This is a genomic window from Flavobacterium hydatis (assembly GCF_000737695.1).
Classification (GTDB): Bacteria; Bacteroidota; Bacteroidia; order Flavobacteriales; family Flavobacteriaceae; genus Flavobacterium; species Flavobacterium hydatis.
Genome location: NZ_JPRM01000057.1, coordinates 13,361 through 39,528 on the forward strand (window position 1 = coordinate 13,361; position 26,168 = coordinate 39,528).

Below are 26,168 nucleotides of genomic sequence, written 5' to 3' on the forward strand. Positions count from 1 at the left end.
ATATGAAATGTTTATTAAACAAAAAAGCAGTTTGTGTGATGCTTATCATATTACTGCTTCCTTACAGAATAATAGCGCAGGGACTTGGTGATGATATGACCAGTCTTCATGGGGTTTTAGAACAGCTTTATGATGAAATGATGCCGTTGTGTTCTAACCTAATTGCTGTAGGGCAGGGAATAGCAGGCTTTGGAACTATATGGTACATCGCTTCACGCGTGTGGAGACATATTGCAAGTGCCGAGCCCATTGATTTTTATCCGCTCTTCCGTCCCTTTGTTATAGGATTCTGCATTATGATTTTTCCGTCGGTTCTGGCACTTATTAACGGAGTTATGAAACCAACTGTTACAGCTACTGCAGCTATGGTAACAGGCTCTAACAATGCAGTTGCTGTTCTTCTTAAAGAGAAAGAAAAAGCAATTAAAGAAACCGATCCATGGAAGATGTATGTAGGGGCCGCTGGTACGGGTGATCGCGACAGATGGTATAAGTATACGCATGACGGTGCTGATCCATCGGATGAGAGCATGCTCGCAGGCATAGGCAATGATGTAAAATTTGCAATGGAAAAAGCTTCTTACAGTTTTCGAAATTCGGTCAAGGAATGGCTGAGCGAGGTGCTGAGGGTTTTGTTTGAAGCTGCCGCCTTATGCATTGACACCCTTCGGACATTTCAGCTGGTGGTGCTTTCCATTTTAGGTCCGCTGGTATTTGGAATCGCAGTATTTGACGGTTTCCAGCACACGCTCACTGTCTGGCTTGCTCGATATATCAATATTTACCTCTGGCTTCCTGTTGCCAATATATTCGGAAGTATTATAGGAAAGATTCAGGAACTCATGCTCAAGCTGGACCTCTCGCAGGTGCAGGCAACAGGTGACACTTTTTTCAGCAGGACCGATATGTCATATTTAATTTTCATGATAATAGGTATCATAGGATATTTTACCGTGCCTTCTGTTGCCAATTATATAGTTCATGCAGGCGGAGGAGGAGCCTTGGGTCATAAAGTGACAAGCATGTTTAGCAATTCAGCTAGTTCTGTTGTGAGAACCTCTTCAAATGCGGTTGGAATGGCTGCTGATGCGATGGGAGATGCGGATCGGAGAATGACCAGCAGCATGGCTGCGACAGCAGGAAGCAGTCCTTATTTTACTGATAAAGGAAACTATATGAATGACAGGCTTAAAGGAAATTCTAAACAGACTTAATAAAAGGAGCATATGTTTACCAAAATGAAAAACATTGATACGGCATTTAGATATGTGAGAGGTTTCACGATGCTTGTAATTGCAGGCTGCATCATAATAAGCTGTTATGCTGTCTATAAAAGTTTCCAGACAGTGAGCCTTATGCAGGATAAAGTATATATTCTGGCAAACGGTAAAGCGCTGGAAGCTTACGCTTCGGAAAGAAAAGATAATATCACTGTTGAAGCAAGGGACCATGTGAAAACCTTTCATAAGTTTTTCTTTACCCTTGATCCTGATGATAAGGTCATTAAAACCAATATCACAAAAGCCCTATATCTGGCAGACGACAGTGCAAAACGGATTTATGATGACCTGAAGGAAAACAATTTTTATTCGGGTATTATATCAGGAAATATCAGTCAGACCATCCAGATTGACAGTGTGAGTATTGATATCCGTGAATATCCCTACCATTTTAGATGTTATGCCAGACAGAACATTATCCGTACTACCAGTATTTTGAAAAGAAGCCTGCTTACAGAAGGTGCGCTTCGCAATGTATCAAGAAGCGATAATAATCCGCATGGTTTTCTTATCGAGCGGTTTAATACGATTGAAAACAAAGATATTTCCGCAGAAACCAGAAAATAGAGATTTATGAAATCCTTTTTTACAAGGCAGACTGAGCCTTTTGTGTATCACAAGTATTATCTGCTATTGCAGAAAAGATGGGCAGAAAAAATGAAGAGCGTCACAGATGGGCTCTCTAAAACAAAACTGATCTGGGGACTTCTGTTCTTTACGGTTTTGACATCGGGTTACTTAATTTATAACCTGTATAGGACATTCTATAAAGAAGCTGAGGTTTCAACAGCTTCAAAAATTAAGACAATCAATTTAAAAAACTAAAATTATGCAAGAGAAAACATTATCTCCAAAGGAGTCTAAAAAGAGAAAGATGCTTTTAATGCTGCCTCTTATAACATTTCCATTTCTCACATTCTTATTTTATTCATTAGGCGGCGGAAGAATGGAATCCAAGATGGCAGGGAACGATGAAAGGAAAGGATTCAATTTTAATCTGCCGCTGCCTAAATTTAAAGAAGACTCAGCATTGGATAAGATGAGCTATTACGATCAGGCGGCAGTTGATTCGATAAAACTGCGAGAGCAGATAAAAAAAGATCCTAACTATATTGATAATAAAGTCTCGGAAGATAAAGCAGATTCTTTTTCCACAAGTGATTTTGAATCCCGGATGCTTCCAAAAAACAGATCGGCTTTAAATTCTCAGTCTTTTCAGGACCGCAATGAACAGAAAGTTTATGAGAAGCTCAGGGCTCTTGAAAACGTAATCAGCCAGCCTGTTGTCCCTGCTTACGGTCAGGACATGAGGGAATTTAAAAATTACGGCACTTCTCGTGGAGAATTGGAAGAGATTAAAAAACTTGAAGGGCTAATGTCGACGATGAGCACGCCCCAGGAACCTGATCCGGAACTTCAGCAGTTAGGCGGTATGTTGGAAAATATTTTGGATATACAGCATCCGCATCGCGTGCAGGAGAGGCTTAAACAAACATCTGAAAGTAAAAAAGGCAAAATATATTCAGTGCAGAAAAAAGAAGCAGAGAATAACATAAGCTCACTTCAGGGGAACGTCGATTGGCAGACCTCTTTGAAAACAAATGAATTTTATTCTCTGGACGAGGCACAGCCTGCTGAGGAAATACAAAATTCTATTGAAGCAGTTGTGCATCAGACGCAGACTATTGTCAATGGCTCAGTAGTTAAATTAAGACTTACGAATGATATTTTTCTCCAAGGAACAATTATTCCCAGAAATACTTTTCTGTACGGTATGGCGGCTTTAAAAGGAGAGAGGCTGGAGGTAAAAATCACAAACATCCAGTACAATAATTCGATATTTCCCGTCGAGCTGGCACTCTATGATATGGACGGGATTGACGGCATTTATATTCCCGGAGCGATTAACAGGGATGTGGCTAAAGCATCAGCGGACAGATCCATTCAGACTCTCGGTCTTACCGGGATTTCGGATTCATGGGGAGCACAGGCTGCAGGTATGGGCATCGAGGCTGCCAAAAGTCTTATGAGCAAAAAGGTAAAGCTCATAAAAGTGGTTGTAAAGGCAGGGTATCAGGTGCTGCTGTATGATGAAAAACAAAAGAATTTAAAACCTTAAAAGAGAGAAAATATGAAAAGAGCGAATTATTTGTTTTTAATCAGCTTGCTGCTGGTTTGTGTTTCAGTTAGTCCACAGTCAAACGCAAAGGAAACTGCTTTTTACGAAGACCAGTATAAAAATCTACAAGTAGGTTTTTCTAAAACCACAAGCATTATTTTTCCTTATACAATCAAGAGCATAGATAAAGGAAGCGCAGAAGTGCTTGTCCAGAAAGCAAAAGGAGTTGAGAATATACTACTTGTAAAAGCTGCTAAACAGCATTTTTTCCAGACCAATCTGACAGTTGTTACATCTGACGGGAAATTGTACGTTTTTGTACTGAATTATGACGATTCCTGCCCTGACTTAAATTTTAAGGCTGAAAATGCAGTGGCTGCAAGCAGGGACGTGCTGTTTTCTTTAGAAAACGAAAATCAGAAAAGGATCGAACAGTGTGCTTGGTCTGCGTATTCAAAAAAGAAAAAAATCAGTGGTCTAAAAAAATCAAAGTATCAGATCAGACTAGAGGTGAACGGCATCTTTATCCAGCAGGATGTTTTGTATCTGCGTGTTGTTTTTGAAAACAAATCAAAGATTAACTACGATATTGATCAGTTTCGTTTTTTTATTAGGGATAAGAGAAAATCAAAACGAACAGCCTCACAGGAAATTGAATTGGAGCCTTTGTATGCAACTTCATCATCTTCTGTAATTCCTTATAAATCTGAAATAATAAAAGTCTATGCGCTGGAGAAATTTACTATCCCTGAGAATAAGTATCTAACCATTCAGATGATTGAAAAAAACGGGGGGCGAAATTTGGAATTAGATATAAATAATAATCTGACTAATCTGGTATTTCCGATTTCCGAATTAAGCAGTGACACTTTTTAAGCTTTAAAATAAATTATGATAATCAATTTAGCTGACACTGAAATGATGCTGTCGTTTGCTGAGGAAATGGCTTATAACGGCCATCGATTTGCCGCCTTTAATACCGATGAGATGACTGATACCGACACAATTGAGTTTTTTAGAAATCCCTTGGATGCGAAGGAGTACTGTCTGGTTATGACCAATGATGTGAATTATTTTCAGAGCCTGCCGATTGAATCAGTTATCGACGACTTGCGAGCAGTTTTGAATAGCGGGGCAGATACTTCCGAAAATGAAGCAATAGAACTTACTGGATTTGCCAAAAGGGAAATAGATAGGAGAGAAATTTTAGAAAATAATTTAAATGAAAACGCAATGAATGAGAAAAATTTAGAATACCTGAAAGACCAGTTAAAATATACTGGATTTGGAGAAACGTTCGATGCTGAACTGCGAGAGAACATAATGAAGGGAGATAAGGATTTTAAAATTATGCACACCGGCATTATGAACAATGGTCTGCCAAATAAGGATACCTTAACTGTAGAATTAAATTTCAAAAGGTCTGAGCAGACAGATATGTACTTTTTTAATTCCTATCATGTCAATCTTCAGAAAGAAGAAAACAAACCTGGTCTGGAACAGACCTTCTACATCAACAAAGACAGCGCCAGCATTACAATGAAAGAGGCTTATAATTTGATGGAAGGCAGATCTGTCAATAAAGATCTTAAAAACAAAGAAGGGGAGAGCTATAATTGCTGGCTGAAAATCGACTTTAAACAATCTGACAATGGTAATTTTAAGCTGAACCAATACCATCAGAATTATGGGTATGATTTGGAAGCAAGTCTGGCAAAACATTCAATCAAAGAGCTCAATACTCCGCAGTATAAAGAAGACCTTTTAAATTCCCTTAAAAAAGGAAATCTTCAGTCAGCGACTTTCGTAGTTAGCGGTGTTGAAAGTAAAATGTTTGTGGAGGCAAATCCCCAGTTTAAGACTGTTAATGTTTATGATGAAAATTTACAAAGAATTAATCATCGAGAGAGTAAGGAAGAGAAAAAGGCTGAATCTCAAAAAGAATCAGTATCTAAAGATCAAAAAAAAATCTAGATTCTGATGAAGGTGATTCAGGGAGGAAAGATAATAAAGTAAAGAAAAGAAAAACTCCCTCACTTTAAAAGTTATGGAAAAATTAAAGCCTTTATCGGATTTTTTCACCGCAATAGAGAATGATTACCGGATTAGTCCAATGCATATTGCCATTTATGCAGCTCTATTACAATTTAGATCCGTTAAGGGCTTTATTAATCCAATTTTTGTCTTTAGCTCGGAGATTATTGTTATTGCTAAAGTTTCTTCAGCAAATACGTATCATAAATGTGTCCAGGAACTTCATCAGTATGGATACATAAAGTATAGACCATCTTTTAAAAAAAATCGTGGAAGTGAAGTATATTTTTTGTTTTCAGCTGACGCGGACATTTAAAGGTTCTGCAATTAATAATTTTATGAAATTGTACTATGAATGAAATTGTAACCAAGGAAGATCTGAGACAGTTTGGTCTTCTTCTAGTAGATAAAATACAGGCTTTATTTAAAGATAAGGATTCTGGACGGAAAGAAACTTTGGAACCAGAGTGGATTAAAAGCAAGTCTGTGAGAAAACTGCTTGATATTTCAGCAGGTTCAGTACAGAATCTTAGAACAAGCCAAAAAGTCCGTTTCAAAAAAGTGCTTGGGTCGTACTACTATAATAAAGAAGATCTTCAAAAATTATTTGATGATGATAAACACTAGGAGATTAAAAGAAAGCTATATAATGAGTTATCTGTCAATGTATAGTAATGATCCTAAACTAAATGTCTGGCATCTATCAATTTTGACAGCAATACTAGGATTAGGCTATAGGCAGGGCCAAAGAAGAAGGATTAAAGTCAGCCGCAGTAAAATTATGGAGCTGTCACATGTGAATACGCTGCCGACTTATCATAAGTATTTTAAACAGCTTCAGGATTTAGGATACATTAAGTACACCCCATCTTATCATCCAGGATATAAAAGCGAAGTTAAGTTGTGTAAAAGGAGGCTATCTCAAAATATTTGAGATAGCCTCTTTTAATTTTAAATATATTTTGAAATTTATTGATCACGAAGAAATGTTGTATTTCTTTTTGATTGCCTGAATTTCCTTTTCGAGCCTACTGAGAACCGCCAAATCAGGTTTAGATATTTTGGATCCAGTTTTATTGAGTTTTTTATTGAGAATAGACATTTCACGACCGATTGTGGCCTGCTCAGTTATAGCATATGCCTCAGTCTGTTTTACCGATGCATGACCCAGCAGTTCTTTAACTACATTAATAGGGACGTTGTTATTTAATGTCACAGTGCTTCCAAAAGTACGGCGGGCCATATGCGTGTTTAATGTAAAAGGAAAGCCACACAAGACTGCCACCTCTTTTAGATACTCATTCATTTTCTGGTTGGATGAAACAGGAAGCACGGTTCCACGCTGGATACACAGCGGGTGCTCTTTATATTTTTCAACTATTTTCAGTGCTTGGGGAAGAAGAGGTACATTAAATGATGAGTTTGTTTTCTGTCTTTCGGACATAATCCATAGATTTCCATCAATGCCTTCTTTGATATCAGTTTTCTTTAATTGATAAGCGTCTATGTAAGCCAGGCCAGTGTAGCATTGGAAGACAAATACATCCCTTACGACATTGAGCCTGTCAGTTGTGAAATAATGACTTTCAAGTTCGTACAATTCCTGTGCGGTGAGTGGTTTTTTTACCAGTTTTGTTTTACGTCCCTTAAAGTTCTTAAATGGGTCCTTGGTGATTAACTCCTTATCAATGGCGCGGATTACAATCTTTTTGAAATTTGCAATATACTTTAGGGTGGTGTTGTTGCTGCAGTCGCGTACAGTTCTAAGGTAAAACTCGAAGTCCTTTACAAACTCAAGATTCAAATCCGCAAATTCAAGATCGTGCTTTTTAAGCTTGAATTTGATAAAAGCAGTCAAATGGTTTTTAGTAATGGTAAACCGGTCAAGGGTGCCTTTTGCATAGCCTTTTCCAAGAAGCGCCTCCATTTCATCATTATGCTTTTGAAATTCTTCGAGCACCTTAATCTTTGGCGCTGTCCTTCCCAGAACCTCGTCCATAATTTTCTCAGCGGTTATGGTTTTGCCGCTGTACATCATTTCGGTTTTGATTTCATTGATTTTTAAAGTCAGCGAATCCAAAAAGAAGTTTAGGGACTTTGCATCTTCCTTTGAGCCGATTGCTCTTTCGAACCTTTGATCCCATCGTGTATTATCCCATTTTCTCTTAGTTGAGCTTTCCTTACGGATACCGTCAACAGTTATTCTGAAATATACGATCCATTCTTTACTTTCTATTTTGGGTCTTTTTAAAAAGAATCCCAAACCAAAACTGCTTTCCAACATAATCCTACTTTTTAAATTAATAAATGTAGAATAATATTACTGCCAAATCAAGTCGTTAATCTTGTTAACCCCTGTAATATAAGGGATTTTCATTGTTTCTGGTGCACTTTTCAGCGCGCCGGAAAGTGCACCGATTCTGCACCTTTAATTTTGTGAGGATTTATAAATATTGAAAATAGGCTTTAAACGAAAAAAACCTGCAAATCGTTGAATTTGCAGGTCTTCAGACATTTTTTGTGGCTTTTTGAAAAGATTGAAAACTTTAAGTTTTCCGCCTTTTTGGCCTTTCCGTGGGGAGAGCAGGATTCGAACCTGCGAAGTTTTCACAGCAGATTTACAGTCTGCCCTCGTTGGCCGCTTGAGTATCTCCCCGAAGCTGGTTTTGTTGTGCTTGTTCTTCTAAGCGGTTGCAAATATAGGAACGTTTTTGATGTTTGCAAACTAAAATAGCACTTAATTTGAAGTTATTTTTTAATTAATTTTTAATTCATTGGAAGTGAATAAAATAAAAAACACTAGATAAGAAGATTTTTCTTATTTTATGTTAAATGCAGATTTTATTTGGATGGAAGTTCGGATGTTTTTACACGAAGTTTATAGATTCTTTTTATCATTAAAGGTAAATTTTTATCTATGTGTTGTAAGTGTTATAAAAGGAATTAAGTATTTTTTGAGTAAGCTATTGAATTTACTCTAGATGTTTTAAATTACAAACTCGTATTCTTGATTAATAATGCTGAATAAAAAGAAAATCTCCCCCTAGAGAGTTTTTGTTTTGTTCTAAAATTGATTTTAAAGAACTTTTTTGCTTTATTTAAAGAAAATACTATAGAATTATTTTTGATGTTATATGGGGGAGTTATTTGTGTTTAATTTTAGGTTTTAATCTGTAAGATTGATTAGGATGTAGGTTGTGAATAAAAACAAAAAAATCTCCACTAGGGAGATTTTTTTGTTTTATTCTAAAATAGGTGTTATTTAGCTAAAAGCTCTAATACTTTTGCTCTAAGTTCGTCGCCTCTTAAATCCTGTGCTACCACTTTTCCTGTTGCATCTAGTATAAAAGTCGCAGGAATTGATTGAACACCGTATTGAGCTGCGATTGGCTCTTCCCAAAATTTTAAGTTAGAAACTTGAGTCCAGGTTAAGTTATCTTTTGCAATAGCTTCTTTCCAAGCTTTAGCTTCTTTATCTAAAGAAACACCAATTATGTTAAGACCTTTTGAATGTAATTCTTTATAGATAGCTACAACATTTGGATTTTCTTTTCTACAAGGACCACACCATGAAGCCCAAAAATCAACAATGGTTACTTTGCCTAAACTTTCTTTAAGCGAAACCATTTTTCCTTCTGGATTAGGAGCGGAAAAATCTGATCTTCAGTTAGCGCTACCAACTGGAGGAGCAGTAGCACCAACAGCAGGCATTTTCATTTGACCGATTTTTTCTTTTACTTCTTTACCTGGTTTAGTATTTTTTACTGATTCATCTAAACTAGTATAAAGAGCTTCTGCTTTTTTTACATCTGTAGATGGGTCATTCAACATTCCTTTGATAATTAAAGCACTGATGAAAGATTTTGGGTGAGATTCAGCATAAGTAGTATATTTTGCTTTAGTCTCAGTTTGAACATCTCCTTGGATTTTCATGAATTCTTTCATTAAACCATTGATTACTGCTGTATCTTTAGCTTGTTGAGCAGTATTCATAGTTTGAGTGTTTTTTTTCTGGAAATCAACTAATTTCTTTTGAACTTTCATAAGTTCATCATTAAATTTTACATACTCATCATTATTGTATGTTCCAGAAATTTTAGATTTATGGATACTATCTTTATCCACAACAACTTTAATTTCTCCTGTTTCTAGGATAAAAGGAATAGGACCTTGAGCTCCTTGTAATTGTAATGTATGAAATGCAGGTTCAGTTACTTTACCTTTAATTTCAAATTTTCCATTCTCAACTTTTGCAGTGTCTAGAGCAATAAGAGCTCCTGTAGTTTGATCTTGAGTTTGTAGGATAATAGTTTTCCCGTTTTCAATTCCTGTTGCAGTTCCAGTAATAAGGTATTCACCGTCTTTAACCTTGTTGCATGAAATTATTGCTATAGAAGCAGTAAGTAAAAAAAATATTTTTTTCATTATTAATTAGTTAATTGATTTGTGGAACAAAAGTATTTAAAATTATAAAAGATAAATAATTTTGGAACCTAAAATTTTGTTATAGTTTTTTGTAAGGCAAAAACCTTGCTGTCAGCTGGTTTACGATGTTTTTTGTAAGCTTTTAAGACTCTTTTAGAATTATTTTATATTAAAAAATAATAATTTAGGTGTTTTTGCAGTAAAAAAAAAGCATCCGCCAATGGTGGATGCTTTTTTATAGTGACTATAAATTTAGTCTTGATTTGTTTTCTTTCTCCAAGTAAAAGAGTTAAGAATATGTCTTTTTGCAAATCTTCCAGGAGAATCTGCATTTACCATTTTTACATAAGTAGCCTTTGGTACGCTGATGTATTCGTAAACACTACCATTTGAGAAATCAATAATTAATCTTCCTTCTACAAATTTGTAATCTGTAATAGAAGAAGTAGAGATTGTTTCTGTGTATTCTGGCAAGTTTAGTTTAATTGTCTCAGGATTGATACTTACCAAAAAGTGGTAAGCTTCAATAACTAATTTACTTTTTTCTTCTGCTTCTTTTAAACCAGCATCGTTACCTTGAAATTTGTCAGGATGACATTCTTTCATAGCATTACGATAAATGGTTTTTAAATCTTTTAATTCTGCAGTTTTGTCTACATTAAGTAACTTGCGGTATTCAACTATTTTTTTCATAAATAAGATAACTACTTGTCTATTAGATTGAAATTAATATTTGTTTAATTCAAAAAAGACAAATTTTTTGCAAAGGTACACTTTTTTTTAACTTTTTACTTTCGTAGTAAAAAATATTCAAAAAATATGTAAAAGCTTGATTTTTAAATAGAATAAGTTCGTTGATTCTTAGTGCTATGTGTTAAAAAACAAAAAGAGTAAAAAACAATTGATTTATTTTTGTTCAGGTTTATTATTCGCCTTATCAAAGTTTTTTGATTTTTTTGGATACTTGTTATAACTAATATCACTAGGATTTTCGATTATTGATTTTATTGTAATCCAATCTCCAACTTGGTGATTAGCATGTGCTATCTTGTAATCTAAAAGGTATTCACCGCAAAAATAGTTGTTGTTTTCATCCTTCTCCATTATTCCAGTATAAACCCCTTTTTGTAGCATTTTTTCTTGAGAAGCCTTTGTCATGATATTTTTATTTAAAAATTGAAGATGCAAAGTTAATCAATATATCGTTTGGTTTAGGGAGTTCGTGACAATCTAAGTATATTTGCATATGCAAAAAAACTTTAGACCAAATCCTAATTCGTTCAAGAATACATTTTGTGTTTTTCAGGAAGTCACGGAAAAAGAAGTTGAAGGTTTAAAAATTCAATTTGAAAGTAAAGCTGGAAGTAGGTATTACTATTCAGATTTAGGAATGTATCGTTTCTCTAATCATTGGGGACGATTAGCTAATAGCAAGTGGCGTTTAGTTGCTATGGAACCTGAAACAGAGTCAAAATTTAAATTAGGTTTCGCAGCTTGGAGTTCATTTTACCCCGATAATCCCACTGATAAATTGTATTATATCGAAGCTGATTATTCTAAAAACACGGTTAATTACCAACACAAGAATAATCCGGAATATGATAATAAAGCTGTACTTAGAACAAGTTTTGAAACAACAAAGAGGATTAAACAGGTTAGAAATTTACAACAATTAACTTCATGGGCAAAGCACTTTGATTATGAAGATATCGATACTTTGCGTAAAGCAATTATAAATGAACTTATTTTTACAGAAAAAACGTTAGAAGAAATTAAAAGAGAAATAGAATAATGGGAAGGAACAACGAAAGGAATATCAAGAAACACAACGATAAGTTGCACAAAGCGCAAGACAAAGTAAAACAAGCTGAAATTGCGCGTAAGGAGAAATTAAAACAAATTGTAAAGAAATTTAATGAGGATAAATCTTCATCTGAAAAATAAAATATATGGAAAACGATAAATTCAGTGGTTTAAAAGAAAGTGTTCAGGAAATAATTGATTTAATTGCTGCAAAACAAAATAAATCTGCAAATAATAAATTGGCAGAAGTAAGTGATATTTTGGATGATTTACTTGATTTTTCGGAAGAAGATGAAGATTTAATCGAGATTAGTAAATATCAGGTTTTATTAAACCAATTACATCAAAAGATTAATACAGCCGAATAAATTTAGATTTTTTGTTTTTATGGAAAATTACAAATGTTATTGTGATACAGGTTTAAAATTTAATAATTGCTGTGGTTTATATCTCAAGAATAATCAAAAAGCACCAACTGCATTGGCTTTAATGCGGTCTCGTTTTTCAGCTTATGTTATTAAAGATGCCGATTATTTATTGGCTACAACCCATCCTTCTGAAAGAAAATATTATTCGAAAGAAGATATTTTAAAATGGGCTACAGCCAATAAATGGCTTCGATTGGAAATTATAAGTTTTGCTCAAACTACTGTTGCTTTTAAAGCTTATTTTTTAGATGAAAATCAAGTACCTCAAACACATTATGAGTTTTCTACTTTTAAACAAGAAAATGGAGTTTGGTATTATTTGGAAGGAAAGTTCGAATAATTACTTTTTGGTTCGGTCCAGTTTTATAATTCTGATTAGGTGTATTTTTGGGTATCATCTTTTAACTAAAAATTAATATCTGTTTGTTCTAGCTAAACTCTAAAATGATGTAATTTTAGAATTATGAAAGAGGAACATAAAAAAGGGTTTTATTTTAAAACGTATGAAGCACCAAATCAGTCTCCGTTTGAAAAACTTTTTGGTATTTTCAAGGAGCTAATTACCCATACTTCGGGTGATTTTGATGAAGCTATAAATTGGCTTCGTGAATTGGATAAGGAATACAAACTTACCGATGAAAACTACACTATTGACGATTTTATAGAGGATTTAAAAAAGAAAGGTTATATAAAAGACGAAGTTAAAGAAGATGGCTCGTCGGGTATTGGAATTACTGCCAAAACAGAACGTGCGATAAGGCAACAAGCACTTGATCAGATATTCGGAAACTTAAAACGTTCAGGAAACGGAAATCATAAAACTAAATATGCCGGAAATGGAGATGAACATACGGGAGAATTCCGTGAGTTTCATTTTGGTGATGGGCTAGAACGGATTTCGCTTACAGAAAGTTTGCGTAACGCCCAGATCAATAATGGTGTGGAAAGTTTTATGCTTACTGAAAATGATTTGGTTGTAGAAGAAACACAGTACAAATCGCAAATGAGTACGGTCTTAATGATTGATATTAGTCACAGTATGATTTTGTATGGTGAAGATCGTATTACTCCTGCCAAAAAAGTTGCCATGGCACTTGCTGAGTTAATTACTACTCGATATCCTAAAGATACACTTGATATTCTGGTTTTTGGAAACGATGCCTGGACAATTGCTATCAAGGATTTACCTTATTTAAAAGTTGGGCCTTATCATACCAATACAGTTGCTGGTTTGCAATTAGCTATGGACTTATTACGCCGAAAAAGAAATACTAACAAACAAATATTCATGATTACTGATGGTAAGCCTAGTTGCGTTCGTGAGCGTGATGGCTCATACTATATGAACAGTAATGGTTTAGATGAATATATTGTTGATAAATGCTACAATCAGGCACAGCAAGCCAGAAAGTTACATATTCCGATTACTACATTTATGATTGCGAGTGATCCTTATTTGCAACGATTTGTTAATCATTTTACCGAAGCTAATCAAGGAAAAGCATTTTATACGGGATTGAAAGGTCTTGGCGAAATGATTTTTGAAGATTATGAGGCAAATAGAAAAAAGCGAGTGCGTTAGTTTGCAGTATTCAGTCTCAGATGCAGTTTACAGTTGTTGTGTTGAGAGGAATCGGAGTAATTTTAATACATTCAAAGGTTTTACTGTAGAGGCTCACAGTAGTGCGTCTAATTATAGATTTTATTAGAAACAAATTTTACAGGTTTAATTCCAAAAACACAAAAAATAAAAACTGAAGATTTTATAAATTTTTAAATCATTTAATCTTTCAATTTTTAAATAATATAGATATGAAAATAGAAAACATAAACACATTAGGTCAATTAAAGGCTTCAGGATATAAAAGTATAAGTATAAAGGATGAATTGCGAAATAATCTTCGTGAAAAGATAAAATCTGGCAAGCCGGTTTTTGAAGGTGTTCATGGTTTTGAAAATACTGTTATTCCAGAGTTAGAGCGTGCAATTTTATCACGTCATAACATTAATTTATTAGGTCTTCGTGGTCAAGCCAAAACTAGATTGGCTCGTAAAATGGTCGAATTATTAGATGAATATATTCCGTTTGTAGCAGGTTCAGAAATTAATGATGATCCGTTGAACCCTATTTCTCGTTTCGCAAAAGATATAATTACCGAAAAAGGTGATGGAACACCTATTGAATGGTTGCATAGAGATAATCGTTTCTTCGAAAAACTTGCTACGCCAGATGTTACCGTTGCTGATTTAATAGGCGATGTTGACCCAATAAAAGCGGCTAATTTAAAACTTTCTTATGCTGATGATCGAGTAATACATTTTGGGATGATCCCACGTGCTAATCGTTGCATTTTTGTAATTAACGAATTACCCGATTTACAAGCTAGAATTCAGGTGGCGCTGTTTAATATTCTACAAGAGGGAGATATCCAAATTAGAGGATTTAAGTTGCGTATGCCGTTAGATATGCAATTTGTATTTACTGCAAATCCTGAGGATTATACCAATCGTGGGAGTATAGTTACACCATTAAAAGATAGAATTGGATCTCAAATATTGACACATTATCCAGAAACTGTTGCTATTGCTAGAACGATTACAGAACAAGAGGCTAAGTTAGATGCTAGTCAAAGCGAATTGGTTCATATTCCAAGTTTAGCCAAGGATTTATTAGAACAAATAAGTTTTGAAGCTCGTGAAAGTGAATTTGTTGATAATAAGAGTGGGATAAGTGCGAGAATGAGTATTACAGCTTATGAAAACTTATTAAGTACTGCCGAGCGTCGTGCTTTGCGTGCAGGTATTGATAAAACCACGTTGCGATTGTCAGATTTTATGGGAATTATCCCTGCTATTACTGGGAAAGTTGAGTTGGTTTATGAAGGAGAGCAGGAGGGAGCGGCGATCGTTGCGCAACACTTAATTGGTGATGCAATTCGAACATTTTTTCCGACGTATTTCCCTAAGATAGAAAAGCTTGAAAAACCAAACGAAAAAACACCTTATACAGATACAATTGAATGGTTTTTTACAGAAAGTGGTTTTGAATTATTAGATGATTGTTCGGATGCTGAATACAAGAAAATTCTTGATGGAATTCCTCCGCTTAACGTTTTACTTAAAAAGTATCAGCCAGAATTACCTATTGAAGATAGTTATTTTATGAAAGAGTTTATATTATGGGGATTGGTTGAATACAAAAAACTGAGTAAAGATCGCTTTTCCGAAGGATATGAATTCAAGGATATTTATGGTAGTTATATAAGTAAACTGTGAAAATAAATAAAAAGGGTTTGATAATTGTCAAGCCTTTTTTTATGACATTAAAAGTTTAGAGCAAAATGGTTTTTCTTATTTATTCCTGATTATAGTATTAGATATTTAATTTAGTCTACCTTGTCCCGTTGGTTGTAATTGCATTCCATCAAAAACACAAATGGAAAATAGCTTTGAAGCTTTGATTGCTACTTATATTGAAAATAAAGTAGGCATATCCGAATATTTTTTGAGTACGGAATTAGCGAATAATTTAAAACAAAATCTTCTTGATTTAAATGCCAAAAGTTTACTATTAGATGCAGGAGTAGGAAACTCGGAGAAAGTAACTTACGATGGAGCCATTCGTAGTGATTCTATTTATTGGCTTGACAAAAAGCATAATAATGTATTCGAAAATGAATTCTTTATCCAGATAGAAGCTTTTATAGCTTACTTAAATAGTAGTTGTTATGCTGGTATAACTGGATACGAGTTTCATTATTCATTATATGAAAAAGGCGATTTTTATTTGAAACATTTGGATCAATTTAAAAATAATCCTAGCCGAAAATACTCTATGATTAGTTATTTAAATGCCGATTGGAAAGAAAGCGATGGTGGTGAACTACTTATTCATCAGTTAAATAACAATCAGAAAATAAGTCCTACTCAAGGTAAAACGGTCTTTTTTAAAAGTGATGAATTGGTTCATGAAGTATTGGTAACCCAAAACATAAGAATGAGTATTACAGGTTGGTTAAAGAGTGATTAATTACTTGTTTTTCAGGTTGTTTTAAATTTTTATAAAAATAACTCTACTAATTCTATAGAATATTAGAAATATATTTATAGATTTGTAAAAGAAATGAGAAATGAAAGCCAAAATACAACACCTTACGACTGTAGCACAATAATGTGTTATATGTATGATTTGTTATATGAACAGGCACTCTATGGTTTGGTTAGTTAGTAAAGAAAAGCCTTTTTTAAAATATTTTAAAAGGCTTTTACTTGAAAATTTAAAAAAAAGTAAAAGATATAAACCATTGAGAAATTAAGTTTTGTTAAGAATTACTCTTATTTTCTGTTAATAGTTAAATAAGTTTAAATCTGTATTATCTGCGTACAATTTTAAACAATTAGAAGAATTTTGAGGGTAAAATGAAATAAAATAATTAGGTATTTTAAACTTAATGAGACTTAATTTCTAAATGGTAATAAATATAAATTGGACAAAGTCAATAAAATAATAAACATGAGATTATATTCTTTAAATACTAATATTATGATGCAATGCTGCCAGATGAAAATTCTTCCCTGTTGCAGAAATCGCTGTTATTTATAAAACAATATATAAGCTCTTTTGTAACAATTTCAAAAGGGTTTTTTTATGCTATTCATTTTCAATTACTATAATTTAATAAAATATAATTTAACACCCCATAAGATTATGAGTTCACAAATTGTAAAACAGAACCCTTTTCAATCCATGATTGATCGTTTTAATATAGCTGCCGATATTCTTCAATTAAATGAATCAGTTAGAGAAAAATTACAAAGACCAGAGAAGCAAATAGTAGTTAATTTCTCCATTACACTTGATAATGGAACAGAACAAAATTTTGAAGGATATCGTGTAATTCATAATACAGCTTTAGGCCCATCTAAAGGCGGAATTCGTTATGATACTGCCGTTAATCTTGACGAAGTAAAAGCACTTGCGGCTTGGATGACTTGGAAATCAGCAGTTACAGGAATTCCTTTTGGTGGAGCCAAAGGAGGTATTATTTGTGACCCAAGATTGCATTCTAAAACTGAGTTAGAAAAAATAACACGAGAATATACCAATGCTTTATCTGATATTTTTGGGCCAGACAAAGATGTTCCAGCTCCAGATATGGGAACTGGTCCTGATGAAATGGGTTGGTTAATGGATGAGTTTTCATTAGTTCATGGTAAAACAATTCATGCCGTTGTAACTGGGAAACATTTGCATTCCGGTGGATCATTGGGTCGGGTAGAAGCTACAGGTAGAGGAGTAAGTATTATTAGTATTCTGGCACTTCAAAAATTAAAATTAAGACCAGCGAGATCTACAGCTGCCATTCAGGGATTTGGAAATGTAGGGCTTCATTCAGCTTTATTTTTGTTCGAAAAAGGATTAAAAATTGTTGCTGTTAGCGATGTTTCCGAAGCTTTTTATAATCCAGAAGGAATTAATATCCCAGAACTTATATTGTATTATAACCTAAATAATAAAAGCGTAAATGGTTATCCTAATGCTGTTGCTATAAAACATGAAGATTTATTATTACTAGATGTCGATGTACTTATTCCTGCTGCAAAAGAAGATGTAATTACTGCTGTAAACGCTGGTGCTGTTCGTGCAAAAATTATTGTAGAAGGTGCAAATGGACCAGTTTCTTCCGATGCTGATAAAATATTGCATGAAAACAATGTTTTGGTTGTTCCAGATATTTTAGCAAATGCTGGAGGAGTTACAGTATCTTATTTTGAATGGCTTCAGAATTGTCTTTTAGAGTCTTGGAGAATTAATCAAATTAATAAACGACTAGAAGATATACTTGAAAAAAGTTTTGAAACCGTTTTTGCTATTTCAAAAAAATATAAAGTAACACCGCGTATAGCTGCCTATATTATTGCTTTACGTAAAGTAGCAGATGTCCAAGCGGTGAAAGAGATAAAGCTGATTGAGAAAAAATTCAAACAGAATTAAAATTATTAAATATTAATTTGACTTTCAACTGGATTAAGATAATTTCCATTGATTTTGTTTAATCAATGGAAATGTCTTTTTCTTATTTTTTTGAGCATTTAAATCACTTTTTACGACTCTTTCATCAAGTACGAACCTTATTATCTAAAAATGGAACATATTAATTTTTTAGCGTTTGCTATGCCAGCTTTTTTTCTCTTCGTATATATTGAGTTTCGATTAGCGCAGCGAAGTAATCGCCCAGAATTATTTAATTATGAAAGCTCAGTCTCAAATATAAGCATTGGTATTGCCGAGCGGTTAATCAACCTTTTTATTGCAGCTAGTTTTTATCAATTGTATTATTTCATTTATAATAATTATAAGTTTTTTACAATTCCGAGTAATTTTTTGGTTTGGATTGGATTAATTCTTGCCACAGATTTTGTTTGGTATTGGTATCATAGATTAGGGCATGAGGTAAATTTTTTCTGGGCAGCCCATATAGTACACCATCATAGTAGCGAATTTAATTTTACTGCAGCTGCAAGAATAACTACTTTTCAGGCAATTATACGTACTGGTTTTTGGTGTATTCTACCATTAATAGGTTTTCATCCCACAATGGTAATTACAATGCTTATTGTACATGGAGCTTATTCTTTTTTTACCCATACTCAGATTATAGATAGAATAAAATGGTTAGAATATGTATTTGTTACCCCATCTGTTCATGGGATTCATCATGCTTCAGATGAGAAATATTTGGATAAAAACTATGGAGATATGTTTACGTTTTGGGATCGTATTTTTGGAACTTTCCAGGAAGAAGAAGAAAAACCAAAATACGGACTGACTCATCCCTTAAAAAGTTATAGTTTTCTTTGGCAGCATTTTCATTATTATTTTGAGATTTATGAATTATGGAAGCGTTCTAAAGGATTTAAAGCCCGATGGAATGCTGTATTTGGAAGTCCAGCTGATATGGATCAGGATATTCGCCCGATTCTTGAAAAAAGATTTCTACAAGATAAAGACAATCCTAGTCATAGACTTAAATTCAAAAAATATCTTTATTTACAATTAGGATTAAGTGCTTTTTTGTTAACGATTTTCACGTATTATTTTGATTCTTTGGATGCATCCGATAAAATATTTGTATTATCATTTATTATCATTACGCTTATCAATTGTGGCGCTTTATTAGAACAACGTAAATGGATTTATTATCTCGAATATTTTCGAGTTTTCATTTGTACAACTTACTTTTTGTATGTTGTAAATGAAATGGATTTTTTTATCATTCCATTAATTATAATGTTTTTAGCGGAACAAGTTTTTTCTTTAGGAGAAAAATATCAAAATATGGTGCTTCAGCTCGAAACTTTAGAATAAGCATATAAAAGGAAAATTTTAAAAACGACACTTTTTTATTGAATATTTTTTTTTTTGCCACAGATTTTAAACGATTAGAAAGATTTACTGATAATATCCCCAGTTATATCTTTCTTTGATTTAGAGAATCTGTGGCTTTTTTATGTAGTAATTATTAGATATTTCGAGATGTATACAGTATAATAATCTTTTAGAGGTTTAAAATTAAAGGATTAATAGTGGTTTATCTTGTTATTGCGTTTATGGATTTACTGCTTCAAAGTCTAAGCTTCTTTATAATATTTTAAAAGAATGTCTGAATCTATGGATTAAAAAACTTTTAGTGGTCATTATAGCTTTGTTTTGTAAGTAAATTTGTATTTTAAATTGTAGGGTAAACAATTTTTTTGAATTCAATTTTATTTTGGGCTTTTGTTATTAGTTAGAAAATGAGGAAACTTTGGTTTCCTCATTTCTATTTTAATATGTATTGTGAGTCATGTTTTCTTTATCTGAAAGAAATATTTTAAAATTTTATATCATTTTATTTTTTAGGTCTTTAAAACTTATATTTTTTATAGGTTATCCTTAGCTATTAAGGCTTCTTTTAAAATCATAATCTTAGTGATTTTTAACTTGAACTTACCCGATTTTCTCAAACTTTTCTTATTAACGAGTAATGTCTTATTCTACAAGTTTAAAAACTTTTATTGGTAAAAACAGATAAGCTTAAGGAAGACCTTTGTGATCTCAAACTAACTGTTTTTGAGTGAATAAATTAAGGACAGATGGTATTAGCTAAATCCTACTGTGACGTGATTTAGGAAAATTTTACTTCTGCAATAAATTAAAAATAAATAATAACTCAATTAAATAATAATTCATATGAAGAATAGATTACTCCCTTTGCTTTTTGTTTTAGGTAGTTATTCCGCTTACTCGCAAGTAGGTATAGGAACACTAACACCAAGTGCTTCATCGCAACTAGAGATTTCTGCTAGCGATAGAGGTATCTTAATTCCAAGAGTTGCATTAACAAGTTCAGCAGATACTACTACAATTACAAATACTAACGTAGAAAGTTTGTTAGTTTTTAATACTGAAACTGTTTCTGATATTAAGCCAGGTTACTACTACTGGTATGACGGTAAATGGAATAGAATTGCTATATCAAGTGAAGTTACTGGAGGTAGCGGAGGTGTTATTGGTGGTAATGGAGTTCCTGGTGATAGAGGAGAAGCTGGATATCCTGGTAAAGATATAAGTATTTATACTGATCAAGTATCAGGTATTGTTTATGTACAAAATGTAGATGGAACTTGGACTACTCTTAATGGTAAGAACGGACTTGATGGTAAAAACGGAATTTCTGGAGGTAACGGTTTGCCTGGAGAAGCAGGTTTAGATGGTACAATCCAAATGTATATTGATGAGTCTACTGGTATTGTATATGTTAGAGATCCACAAAATAAGGATTCATGGATTCCTGTTACTGGTCAAAGTGGTATAGATGGCATCAAAGGTATAGATGGAGAACCAGGTACAGCAGGTACAATTACAACATTAGATGCTATTGTAAAAGATGCTAACGGAAATATTTATGCTTATGTAGGTGATGATAATACAGTTGCTGGTAGAGATAAAGAATGGGCGTCAAAATCTCCAAACTGGGTAAAAATTAATGGCTTAAATGGAGAAGATGGAATTCCAGGTACAAATGGAGAGCCAGGTACCGCAGGTTCAATCACTACACTTGATGCTATTGTAAAAACACCAAGTGGTGATATTTATGCGTATGTTGGAGCAGATAAAACGGTTACGGGGCGTGATAAAGAGTGGGTTGATAAATCTCCAAACTGGGTTAAAATTAATGGTTTAAATGGAGAAGCTGGAATTCCAGGTACTGATGGAGAACCAGGTACACCGGGTTCAATCACTACACTTGATGCAATTGTAAAAACACCAAGTGGTGATATTTATGCGTATGTTGGGGCTGATAAAACAGTTGCGGGTCGTGATAAAGAATGGGTTGATAAATCTCCAAACTGGATTAAAATCAATGGATTAAATGGAGAAGCTGGAATTCCAGGTACAGATGGTGAACCAGGTACACCGGGTTCAATCACTACACTTGATGCAATTGTAAAAACACCAAGTGGTGATATTTATGCGTATGTTGGGACTGATAAAACAGTTGCGGGTCGTGATAAAGAGTGGGTTGATAAATCTCCAAACTGGGTTAAGATTAATGGACTTGATGGAAAAGACGGAGTAGATGGTGTAATTGGTGGTAAAGGAATTCCTGGAGCAAAAGGAGAAGCTAATTATCCGGGTGATAATGTAGCTATCTATATTGACAATGAAACAGGAACTGTTTATATACGTGATCCTGATAATAATGACAAATGGGTTCCGCTATCTGGAAAAGATGGTATAGATGGAATTAAAGGTATAGATGGAGAACCGGGTACTGCAGGTACAATTACTACTCTTGATGCGATTGTAAAAGATGGTAAAGGTAATATTTATGCTTATGTAGGAGATAGTAACACAGTAGCAGAAAGAGATGCAGAATGGGCATCAAAATCTCCAAACTGGGTTAAAATCAATGGATTAAATGGTGAAGATGGTATTCCAGGTGCAACAGGAGAGCCAGGAACTGCAGGTTCAATAACTACACTTGATGCGATTGTAAAATCTCCAAATGGCGATATTTATGCTTATGTAGGAGATAGTAAGACAGTAGCAGAAAGAGATGCAGAATGGGCATCAAAATCTCCAAACTGGATTAAAATCAATGGTTTAAATGGTAAGGAAGGAATTCCTGGTACAGCTGGAGAGCCTGGTACACCAGGTTCAATCACTACGCTTGATGCAATTGTTAAAGATTCTAAAGGTAATATTTATGCTTATATAGGTTCAGATCAAACGGTTGCAGGTAGAGATGCAGAATGGGTAGCGAAATCTCCAAACTGGGCAAAAATCAATGGATTAAATGGAGAAGATGGAATTCCAGGTGCAACAGGAGAGCCGGGAACTGCGGGTTCAATCACTACACTTGATGCAATTGTTAAAGATCCTAAAGGTGATATTTATGCTTATGTAGGAACAGATAAGACTGTTGCTGGTCGTGATGCAGAGTGGGCAGCAAAATCCCCTAACTGGGTTAAAATTAACAGTAGCGATGGAGTTGATGGAGCCCCTGGTTTAGCAGGAGGCCCTGGAGCACCAGGAGATACTGGAGTTGTAATCCCTGAAGGTACTACAACTTGGATAAATACAACAGATGGTGTTATTTACGTTAAGGATGCTACAGGTGAGTGGATTGCTGTAAGCGGAAAAGTAGCGCCTAATAATATTATGGGAATACAAGTAATTAGTGATGATTATGTAGTAACATTAGACGATTATACTGTTATTGCAGAGGATTTAACTAAAGATATTACAATAACGCTTCCGGATCCTGCTTTAAATAAAGGTAGAATATTAGTAATAAACCAGTTTGATATGGTGAAAGCTGATGGAGTTACTCCTGTAGTAGTTAATTTCAATCATGAAATACGTTATTCAAGCAAAGCTAGATATACTTATATGGCAGGAAGTTTATTTGGTGGTGCAACAGCAGGAAGTATGAAAGTTACTTTGCAGTCAAATGGAGTCAATTGGTACGTAATTACGTACACAATGTAATTTATTTTATTTTATTATAGTTAATAAGCCTGGTCATTCAATTGATCAAGGCTTATTGGCTTTGGTTAGAAAATAACGTTAAAAAAAGAACAATGAAAAAAAATATTATTATACTATTAATGGCTATTCTGTCATTTGCGCAAGTTTTTGCGCAAGATGCGGATCATATAGGAATAGGGACTAGAAAAGCGGATGCATCTGCAGTTTTGGAATTAAAGTCTTCTAATCAAGGATTTTTATTACCTCGTTTAACTACAGAACAAAGAGATGGGATATCAAATCCAGCTGTTGGATTGACAATTTTTAATCTAGAAACTAATTGCATAGAGAGTTATACTGGTGAAGACTGGGTAGGTAACTGTGGTACACCAAAGGCAATGGTTAAGATTCTTAATTGTGATAGTGATGTTGTTTTAGCGGGTAATTTTAAAGAAGGACAAAGTGTTTCTAACACAACTCTTACTTTAAAACTAAATGTAGAAAAAAAAGGATCTTATATTATTTCAGTAGCAGCAAAACCTGATAATGGTTATTATTATAATGCATCTGGAGTATTTTCAAGTACAGGACCAGTAGAACTTGTTATTGGAGGAATGGGATCTCCGAAAGCGGAAAGAACTGCATCAAATCCAGATAAGATTTATATCACGATGAATGATACAGAATCTACTTGTACAAAAGATGTATTGGTAGCTCCTTCAGCTATTCCTCCTATGTTTGCACTAAATGCTGTAAGTGCTAATGGTATAGGTATAGTGAATTCACCATTGAATTCTTCAACAAATTCGCTTACTATTTCACTTAGCGGTAATGCAAGTGCATTTGGTTCTACATATAGTATTCCTGCTGTTACGGTTAATGGGATGACATTTGGACCAACTTCTGGAACTTTTAGTCAAAACCCAATGACAATTACATTAACAGGTAGAGGTACACCACTTTCTGGTGGAGTGTTCCCTGTTATTATAACTTCGAATGGTACACTAAGCCCTAATTCGGTTACAATGAATTATACAGTAGCATCCCCAACTTTAAGATTAGTTGATTTTAATGGAGGAGGTTATAGTGCTAATTCAGGAGAGGCACTAGCTCTTATAAAAGCAGCAGCAAATTTTGGAACTTCTGCAAGTAGTCTTGTAAAAGCACAAGGATTTACTGTTTCTAATAGTGGTAATATGGCAAATACAGTTGCTAGTAAGCCAGATATTATTGTTGTGCACTATCCGTATAATATGAATACTGCAGAAGCAAATTTACTTAAAGGATATCTTGATGCAGGAGGAGTAGTGCTTTATTTTACGGAATCAGGTAATACTCAAGTGGCACTGAATGTTGCAACAATGATGGGATATCCAAGTGGTATTCTTACTAATTCAAATGTTACTCAAGCAAGAGTAGAGCGATTTAATGCTGTTAGTGATCAAATCATCAAAGGACCTTTTGGAGACTTAACTGGCCTAGGCTGGGAAGATGATGGCGGAGGTGGTAATGCTATGAAAGGATTCCCAGCAGGAGCAGTTGTAGATTATAATACCAATGCTGGAGGTTCAAGAGTATTCAGGGCTACTGGGCCTAGTTTGTTTTTTGTAGGAGATGGAGGTTGGTTGAATCGAAATTTACTAAGCGGAACAACACCTATTCTTAGCGCAAATGGAGGATCTAACTCTGCATTATGGGGAAATATTATGGCATGGGCAGTAAATCAAGCTACGACAAGTGGTATAAATTATAAGCCAGCACAATAATAATTATAAATATTTTTTTAAAAATATAAGGGGGTGTTCATTTATGAATGCCCCCTTATTTTATTCATGAATGTACTCTATGTGTGGTTTAGTAGTAAAAGCCTTTAAAGGGGGGGATAAAAAAATAGAATTTACATTTTTCTTTGGTTGTATGATTATTTTGAAATTTTATTCTATTGATTTAAGTGATACGTTGTCTGAATAATTTAAAATTAAGTACTTAAAGTAACATATGGTATAGGCTATTTTAAATTACTAAGATGGTGTTTACTTATTTTAAGGATTTTGTAAGTATACCTTAAATTGTAAGTATAAAAACTTTTACGGGTATAAATAAGTTTTGTTTACGGGGAACTTTGTGCTTTGAAACTAAGTGTTTAATTATGAAGAACATTGATGTTGATAATGTGTAAAAATTAATTCTATTAAGCAATAAAAATAGTAATGAAAATTTATGATGTAGGATTTGATTTGTCTTTTGAGCGAGTAGATTGTGAGCTTTAAATCCTTTATAAATTGACTTAATATCAAGCTATGATGAGGGCTTTTTGCAGTAGAATCAATTTTGATGAAGTAAATAATTTTAATAACCCATTAAAGATTAAATAATATGAAGAATAGATTACTCCCTTTACTTTTTGTCTTAGGTAGTTATTCTGCCTACTCACAGGTAGGTATAGGAAAATTAAACCCAGATGCTTCAGCTCAGCTTGAAGTGTTTGCTACTGACAAGGGTATGTTAATTCCAAGAGTTGCATTAACGGGCTCAACGGATCAGACTACAATTACAAATGGTAATAAAGAAAGTTTACTGGTTTATAATACAGTGACAGTTTTAGATATTAAACCAGGTTATTATTACTGGTCTGTATCAGATAAAAAATGGCATAGACTTGCTATTTCAGATGAAGTTACTGGTGGTATTGCTGGTTTAGCAGGTGGTCCTGGTGCTCCTGGAGATGTAGGAGTTACTGTTCCTGCTGATGCTATTGCATGGATTGATACAGTTACTGGTTATGTTTATATTAAAGGTACTGATGGAGAGTGGATTAAAGTAAGTGCAAAAGATGGAGTTGATGGCGCAGCAGGTTTAGCTGGAGGTCCTGGAGTTCCTGGACTAGCTGGAGTTACTCCACCTGCAAGTACTACAACTTGGATTGATACTACAACAGGTATTATTTATATCTATGACCCAGCAACAAAAGAATGGGTTAAAGTAAGCGGAAACAATGGAAAAGATGGTATTATAGGTATCAAAGGAGATCCTGGAGATGCTGGAGTTACTATTCCTGCAGA

At 33.9% G+C, this 26,168-nt stretch carries 22 protein-coding genes, 1 tRNA gene and 2 pseudogenes; 19 read left to right on the forward strand and 6 right to left on the reverse strand.

Annotated elements, in window-relative coordinates; all coding sequences use genetic code 11:
- Positions 1–2: 2 nt before the first annotated feature.
- From traJ to IW20_RS23855, 7 genes are all read left to right on the forward strand, one after another.
- A complete protein-coding gene (gene traJ / locus IW20_RS23825) occupies positions 3–1,214 on the forward strand; it encodes a conjugative transposon protein TraJ (RefSeq protein ID WP_081912558.1) in 1,212 nt (403 codons plus the stop codon).
- A 24-nt stretch (positions 1,215–1,238) separates the two neighbouring features.
- Positions 1,239–1,847, forward strand: coding sequence for a conjugative transposon protein TraK (traK, locus tag IW20_RS23830; protein WP_233431392.1), 609 nt, complete (start codon positions 1,239–1,241; stop codon positions 1,845–1,847).
- 262 nt (positions 1,848–2,109) lie between these two features.
- The gene (gene traM, locus IW20_RS23835; protein WP_035628618.1) at positions 2,110–3,399 is read left to right on the forward strand and encodes a conjugative transposon protein TraM; all 1,290 of its coding nucleotides are present in this window, start codon (positions 2,110–2,112) and stop codon (positions 3,397–3,399) included.
- Positions 3,400–3,411: 12 nt separating this feature from the next.
- Positions 3,412–4,275, forward strand: coding sequence for a conjugative transposon protein TraN (gene traN / locus IW20_RS23840; protein ID WP_035628620.1), 864 nt, complete (start codon positions 3,412–3,414; stop codon positions 4,273–4,275).
- Between the two features lie 15 nt (positions 4,276–4,290).
- The gene (locus IW20_RS23845; RefSeq protein WP_240478533.1) at positions 4,291–5,373 is read left to right on the forward strand and encodes a hypothetical protein; all 1,083 of its coding nucleotides are present in this window, start codon (positions 4,291–4,293) and stop codon (positions 5,371–5,373) included.
- A gap of 73 nt (positions 5,374–5,446) precedes the next feature.
- On the forward strand, positions 5,447–5,749 hold the full coding sequence (locus IW20_RS23850; protein ID WP_026983253.1) for a hypothetical protein: 303 nt from the start codon (positions 5,447–5,449) through the stop codon (positions 5,747–5,749).
- Between the two features lie 35 nt (positions 5,750–5,784).
- A complete protein-coding gene (locus tag IW20_RS23855; RefSeq protein ID WP_012026320.1) occupies positions 5,785–6,060 on the forward strand; it encodes a hypothetical protein in 276 nt (91 codons plus the stop codon).
- Positions 6,061–6,409: 349 nt separating this feature from the next.
- On the opposite strand, the gene IW20_RS23865 is transcribed toward IW20_RS23855, so the two are convergent.
- The 6 genes and pseudogenes from IW20_RS23865 to IW20_RS23890 form a co-directional block, all read right to left on the reverse strand.
- Positions 6,410–7,717, reverse strand: a complete 1,308-nt coding sequence (locus IW20_RS23865) for a site-specific integrase (protein WP_035628624.1) — start codon at positions 7,715–7,717, stop codon at positions 6,410–6,412.
- Between the two features lie 291 nt (positions 7,718–8,008).
- Positions 8,009–8,089, reverse strand: a tRNA-Tyr gene (locus tag IW20_RS23870).
- A gap of 602 nt (positions 8,090–8,691) precedes the next feature.
- Positions 8,692–9,078, reverse strand: a pseudogene (locus IW20_RS23875) (peroxiredoxin family protein); the annotation flags it as partial.
- An 18-nt stretch (positions 9,079–9,096) separates the two neighbouring features.
- Complete coding sequence (locus tag IW20_RS23880) at positions 9,097–9,858, reverse strand: DUF4369 domain-containing protein (RefSeq protein ID WP_035628626.1); 762 nt, start codon at positions 9,856–9,858, stop codon at positions 9,097–9,099.
- A 252-nt stretch (positions 9,859–10,110) separates the two neighbouring features.
- Positions 10,111–10,551, reverse strand: coding sequence for a KTSC domain-containing protein (locus tag IW20_RS23885; protein WP_035628627.1), 441 nt, complete (start codon positions 10,549–10,551; stop codon positions 10,111–10,113).
- A 213-nt stretch (positions 10,552–10,764) separates the two neighbouring features.
- The gene (locus IW20_RS23890) at positions 10,765–11,016 is read right to left on the reverse strand and encodes a hypothetical protein (RefSeq protein WP_035628630.1); all 252 of its coding nucleotides are present in this window, start codon (positions 11,014–11,016) and stop codon (positions 10,765–10,767) included.
- 88 nt (positions 11,017–11,104) lie between these two features.
- Between IW20_RS23890 and IW20_RS23895 the strand changes: the two genes are divergently transcribed.
- From IW20_RS23895 to IW20_RS23945, 12 genes and pseudogenes are all read left to right on the forward strand, one after another.
- Positions 11,105–11,650 carry a hypothetical protein gene (locus tag IW20_RS23895; RefSeq protein ID WP_035628632.1) on the forward strand — a complete coding sequence of 182 codons (546 nt, stop codon included), beginning with the start codon at positions 11,105–11,107 and terminating at the stop codon, positions 11,648–11,650.
- The gene (locus IW20_RS26485; RefSeq protein ID WP_089052211.1) at positions 11,650–11,802 is read left to right on the forward strand and encodes a hypothetical protein; all 153 of its coding nucleotides are present in this window, start codon (positions 11,650–11,652) and stop codon (positions 11,800–11,802) included. Before IW20_RS23895 ends, IW20_RS26485 begins: the two co-directional genes overlap by 1 nt.
- 5 nt (positions 11,803–11,807) lie before the next feature.
- Positions 11,808–12,029, forward strand: coding sequence for a hypothetical protein (locus IW20_RS23900; protein ID WP_035628634.1), 222 nt, complete (start codon positions 11,808–11,810; stop codon positions 12,027–12,029).
- 19 nt (positions 12,030–12,048) lie between these two features.
- Entirely contained in the window at positions 12,049–12,429 is a 381-nt protein-coding gene (locus IW20_RS23905; protein ID WP_035628635.1) for a YchJ family protein, read from the forward strand.
- A 123-nt stretch (positions 12,430–12,552) separates the two neighbouring features.
- The gene (locus tag IW20_RS23910) at positions 12,553–13,671 is read left to right on the forward strand and encodes a vWA domain-containing protein (RefSeq protein ID WP_035628638.1); all 1,119 of its coding nucleotides are present in this window, start codon (positions 12,553–12,555) and stop codon (positions 13,669–13,671) included.
- A gap of 230 nt (positions 13,672–13,901) precedes the next feature.
- On the forward strand, positions 13,902–15,365 hold the full coding sequence (locus tag IW20_RS23915; RefSeq protein WP_035628641.1) for an AAA family ATPase: 1,464 nt from the start codon (positions 13,902–13,904) through the stop codon (positions 15,363–15,365).
- 160 nt (positions 15,366–15,525) lie between these two features.
- On the forward strand, positions 15,526–16,119 hold the full coding sequence (locus IW20_RS23920) for a 2OG-Fe(II) oxygenase (protein WP_035628643.1): 594 nt from the start codon (positions 15,526–15,528) through the stop codon (positions 16,117–16,119).
- Positions 16,120–16,797: 678 nt separating this feature from the next.
- Positions 16,798–18,084, forward strand: coding sequence for a Glu/Leu/Phe/Val family dehydrogenase (locus IW20_RS23925; RefSeq protein WP_240478534.1), 1,287 nt, complete (start codon positions 16,798–16,800; stop codon positions 18,082–18,084).
- 150 nt (positions 18,085–18,234) lie between these two features.
- Positions 18,235–19,458, forward strand: coding sequence for a sterol desaturase family protein (locus tag IW20_RS23930; protein WP_035628644.1), 1,224 nt, complete (start codon positions 18,235–18,237; stop codon positions 19,456–19,458).
- Positions 19,459–20,322: 864 nt separating this feature from the next.
- The gene (locus IW20_RS23935; protein WP_035628646.1) at positions 20,323–23,127 is read left to right on the forward strand and encodes a collagen-like domain-containing protein; all 2,805 of its coding nucleotides are present in this window, start codon (positions 20,323–20,325) and stop codon (positions 23,125–23,127) included.
- 92 nt (positions 23,128–23,219) lie between these two features.
- Positions 23,220–24,872, forward strand: a complete 1,653-nt coding sequence (locus IW20_RS23940; RefSeq protein WP_035628649.1) for a hypothetical protein — start codon at positions 23,220–23,222, stop codon at positions 24,870–24,872.
- Between the two features lie 610 nt (positions 24,873–25,482).
- Positions 25,483–26,168, forward strand: a pseudogene (locus IW20_RS23945) (hypothetical protein); the annotation flags it as partial.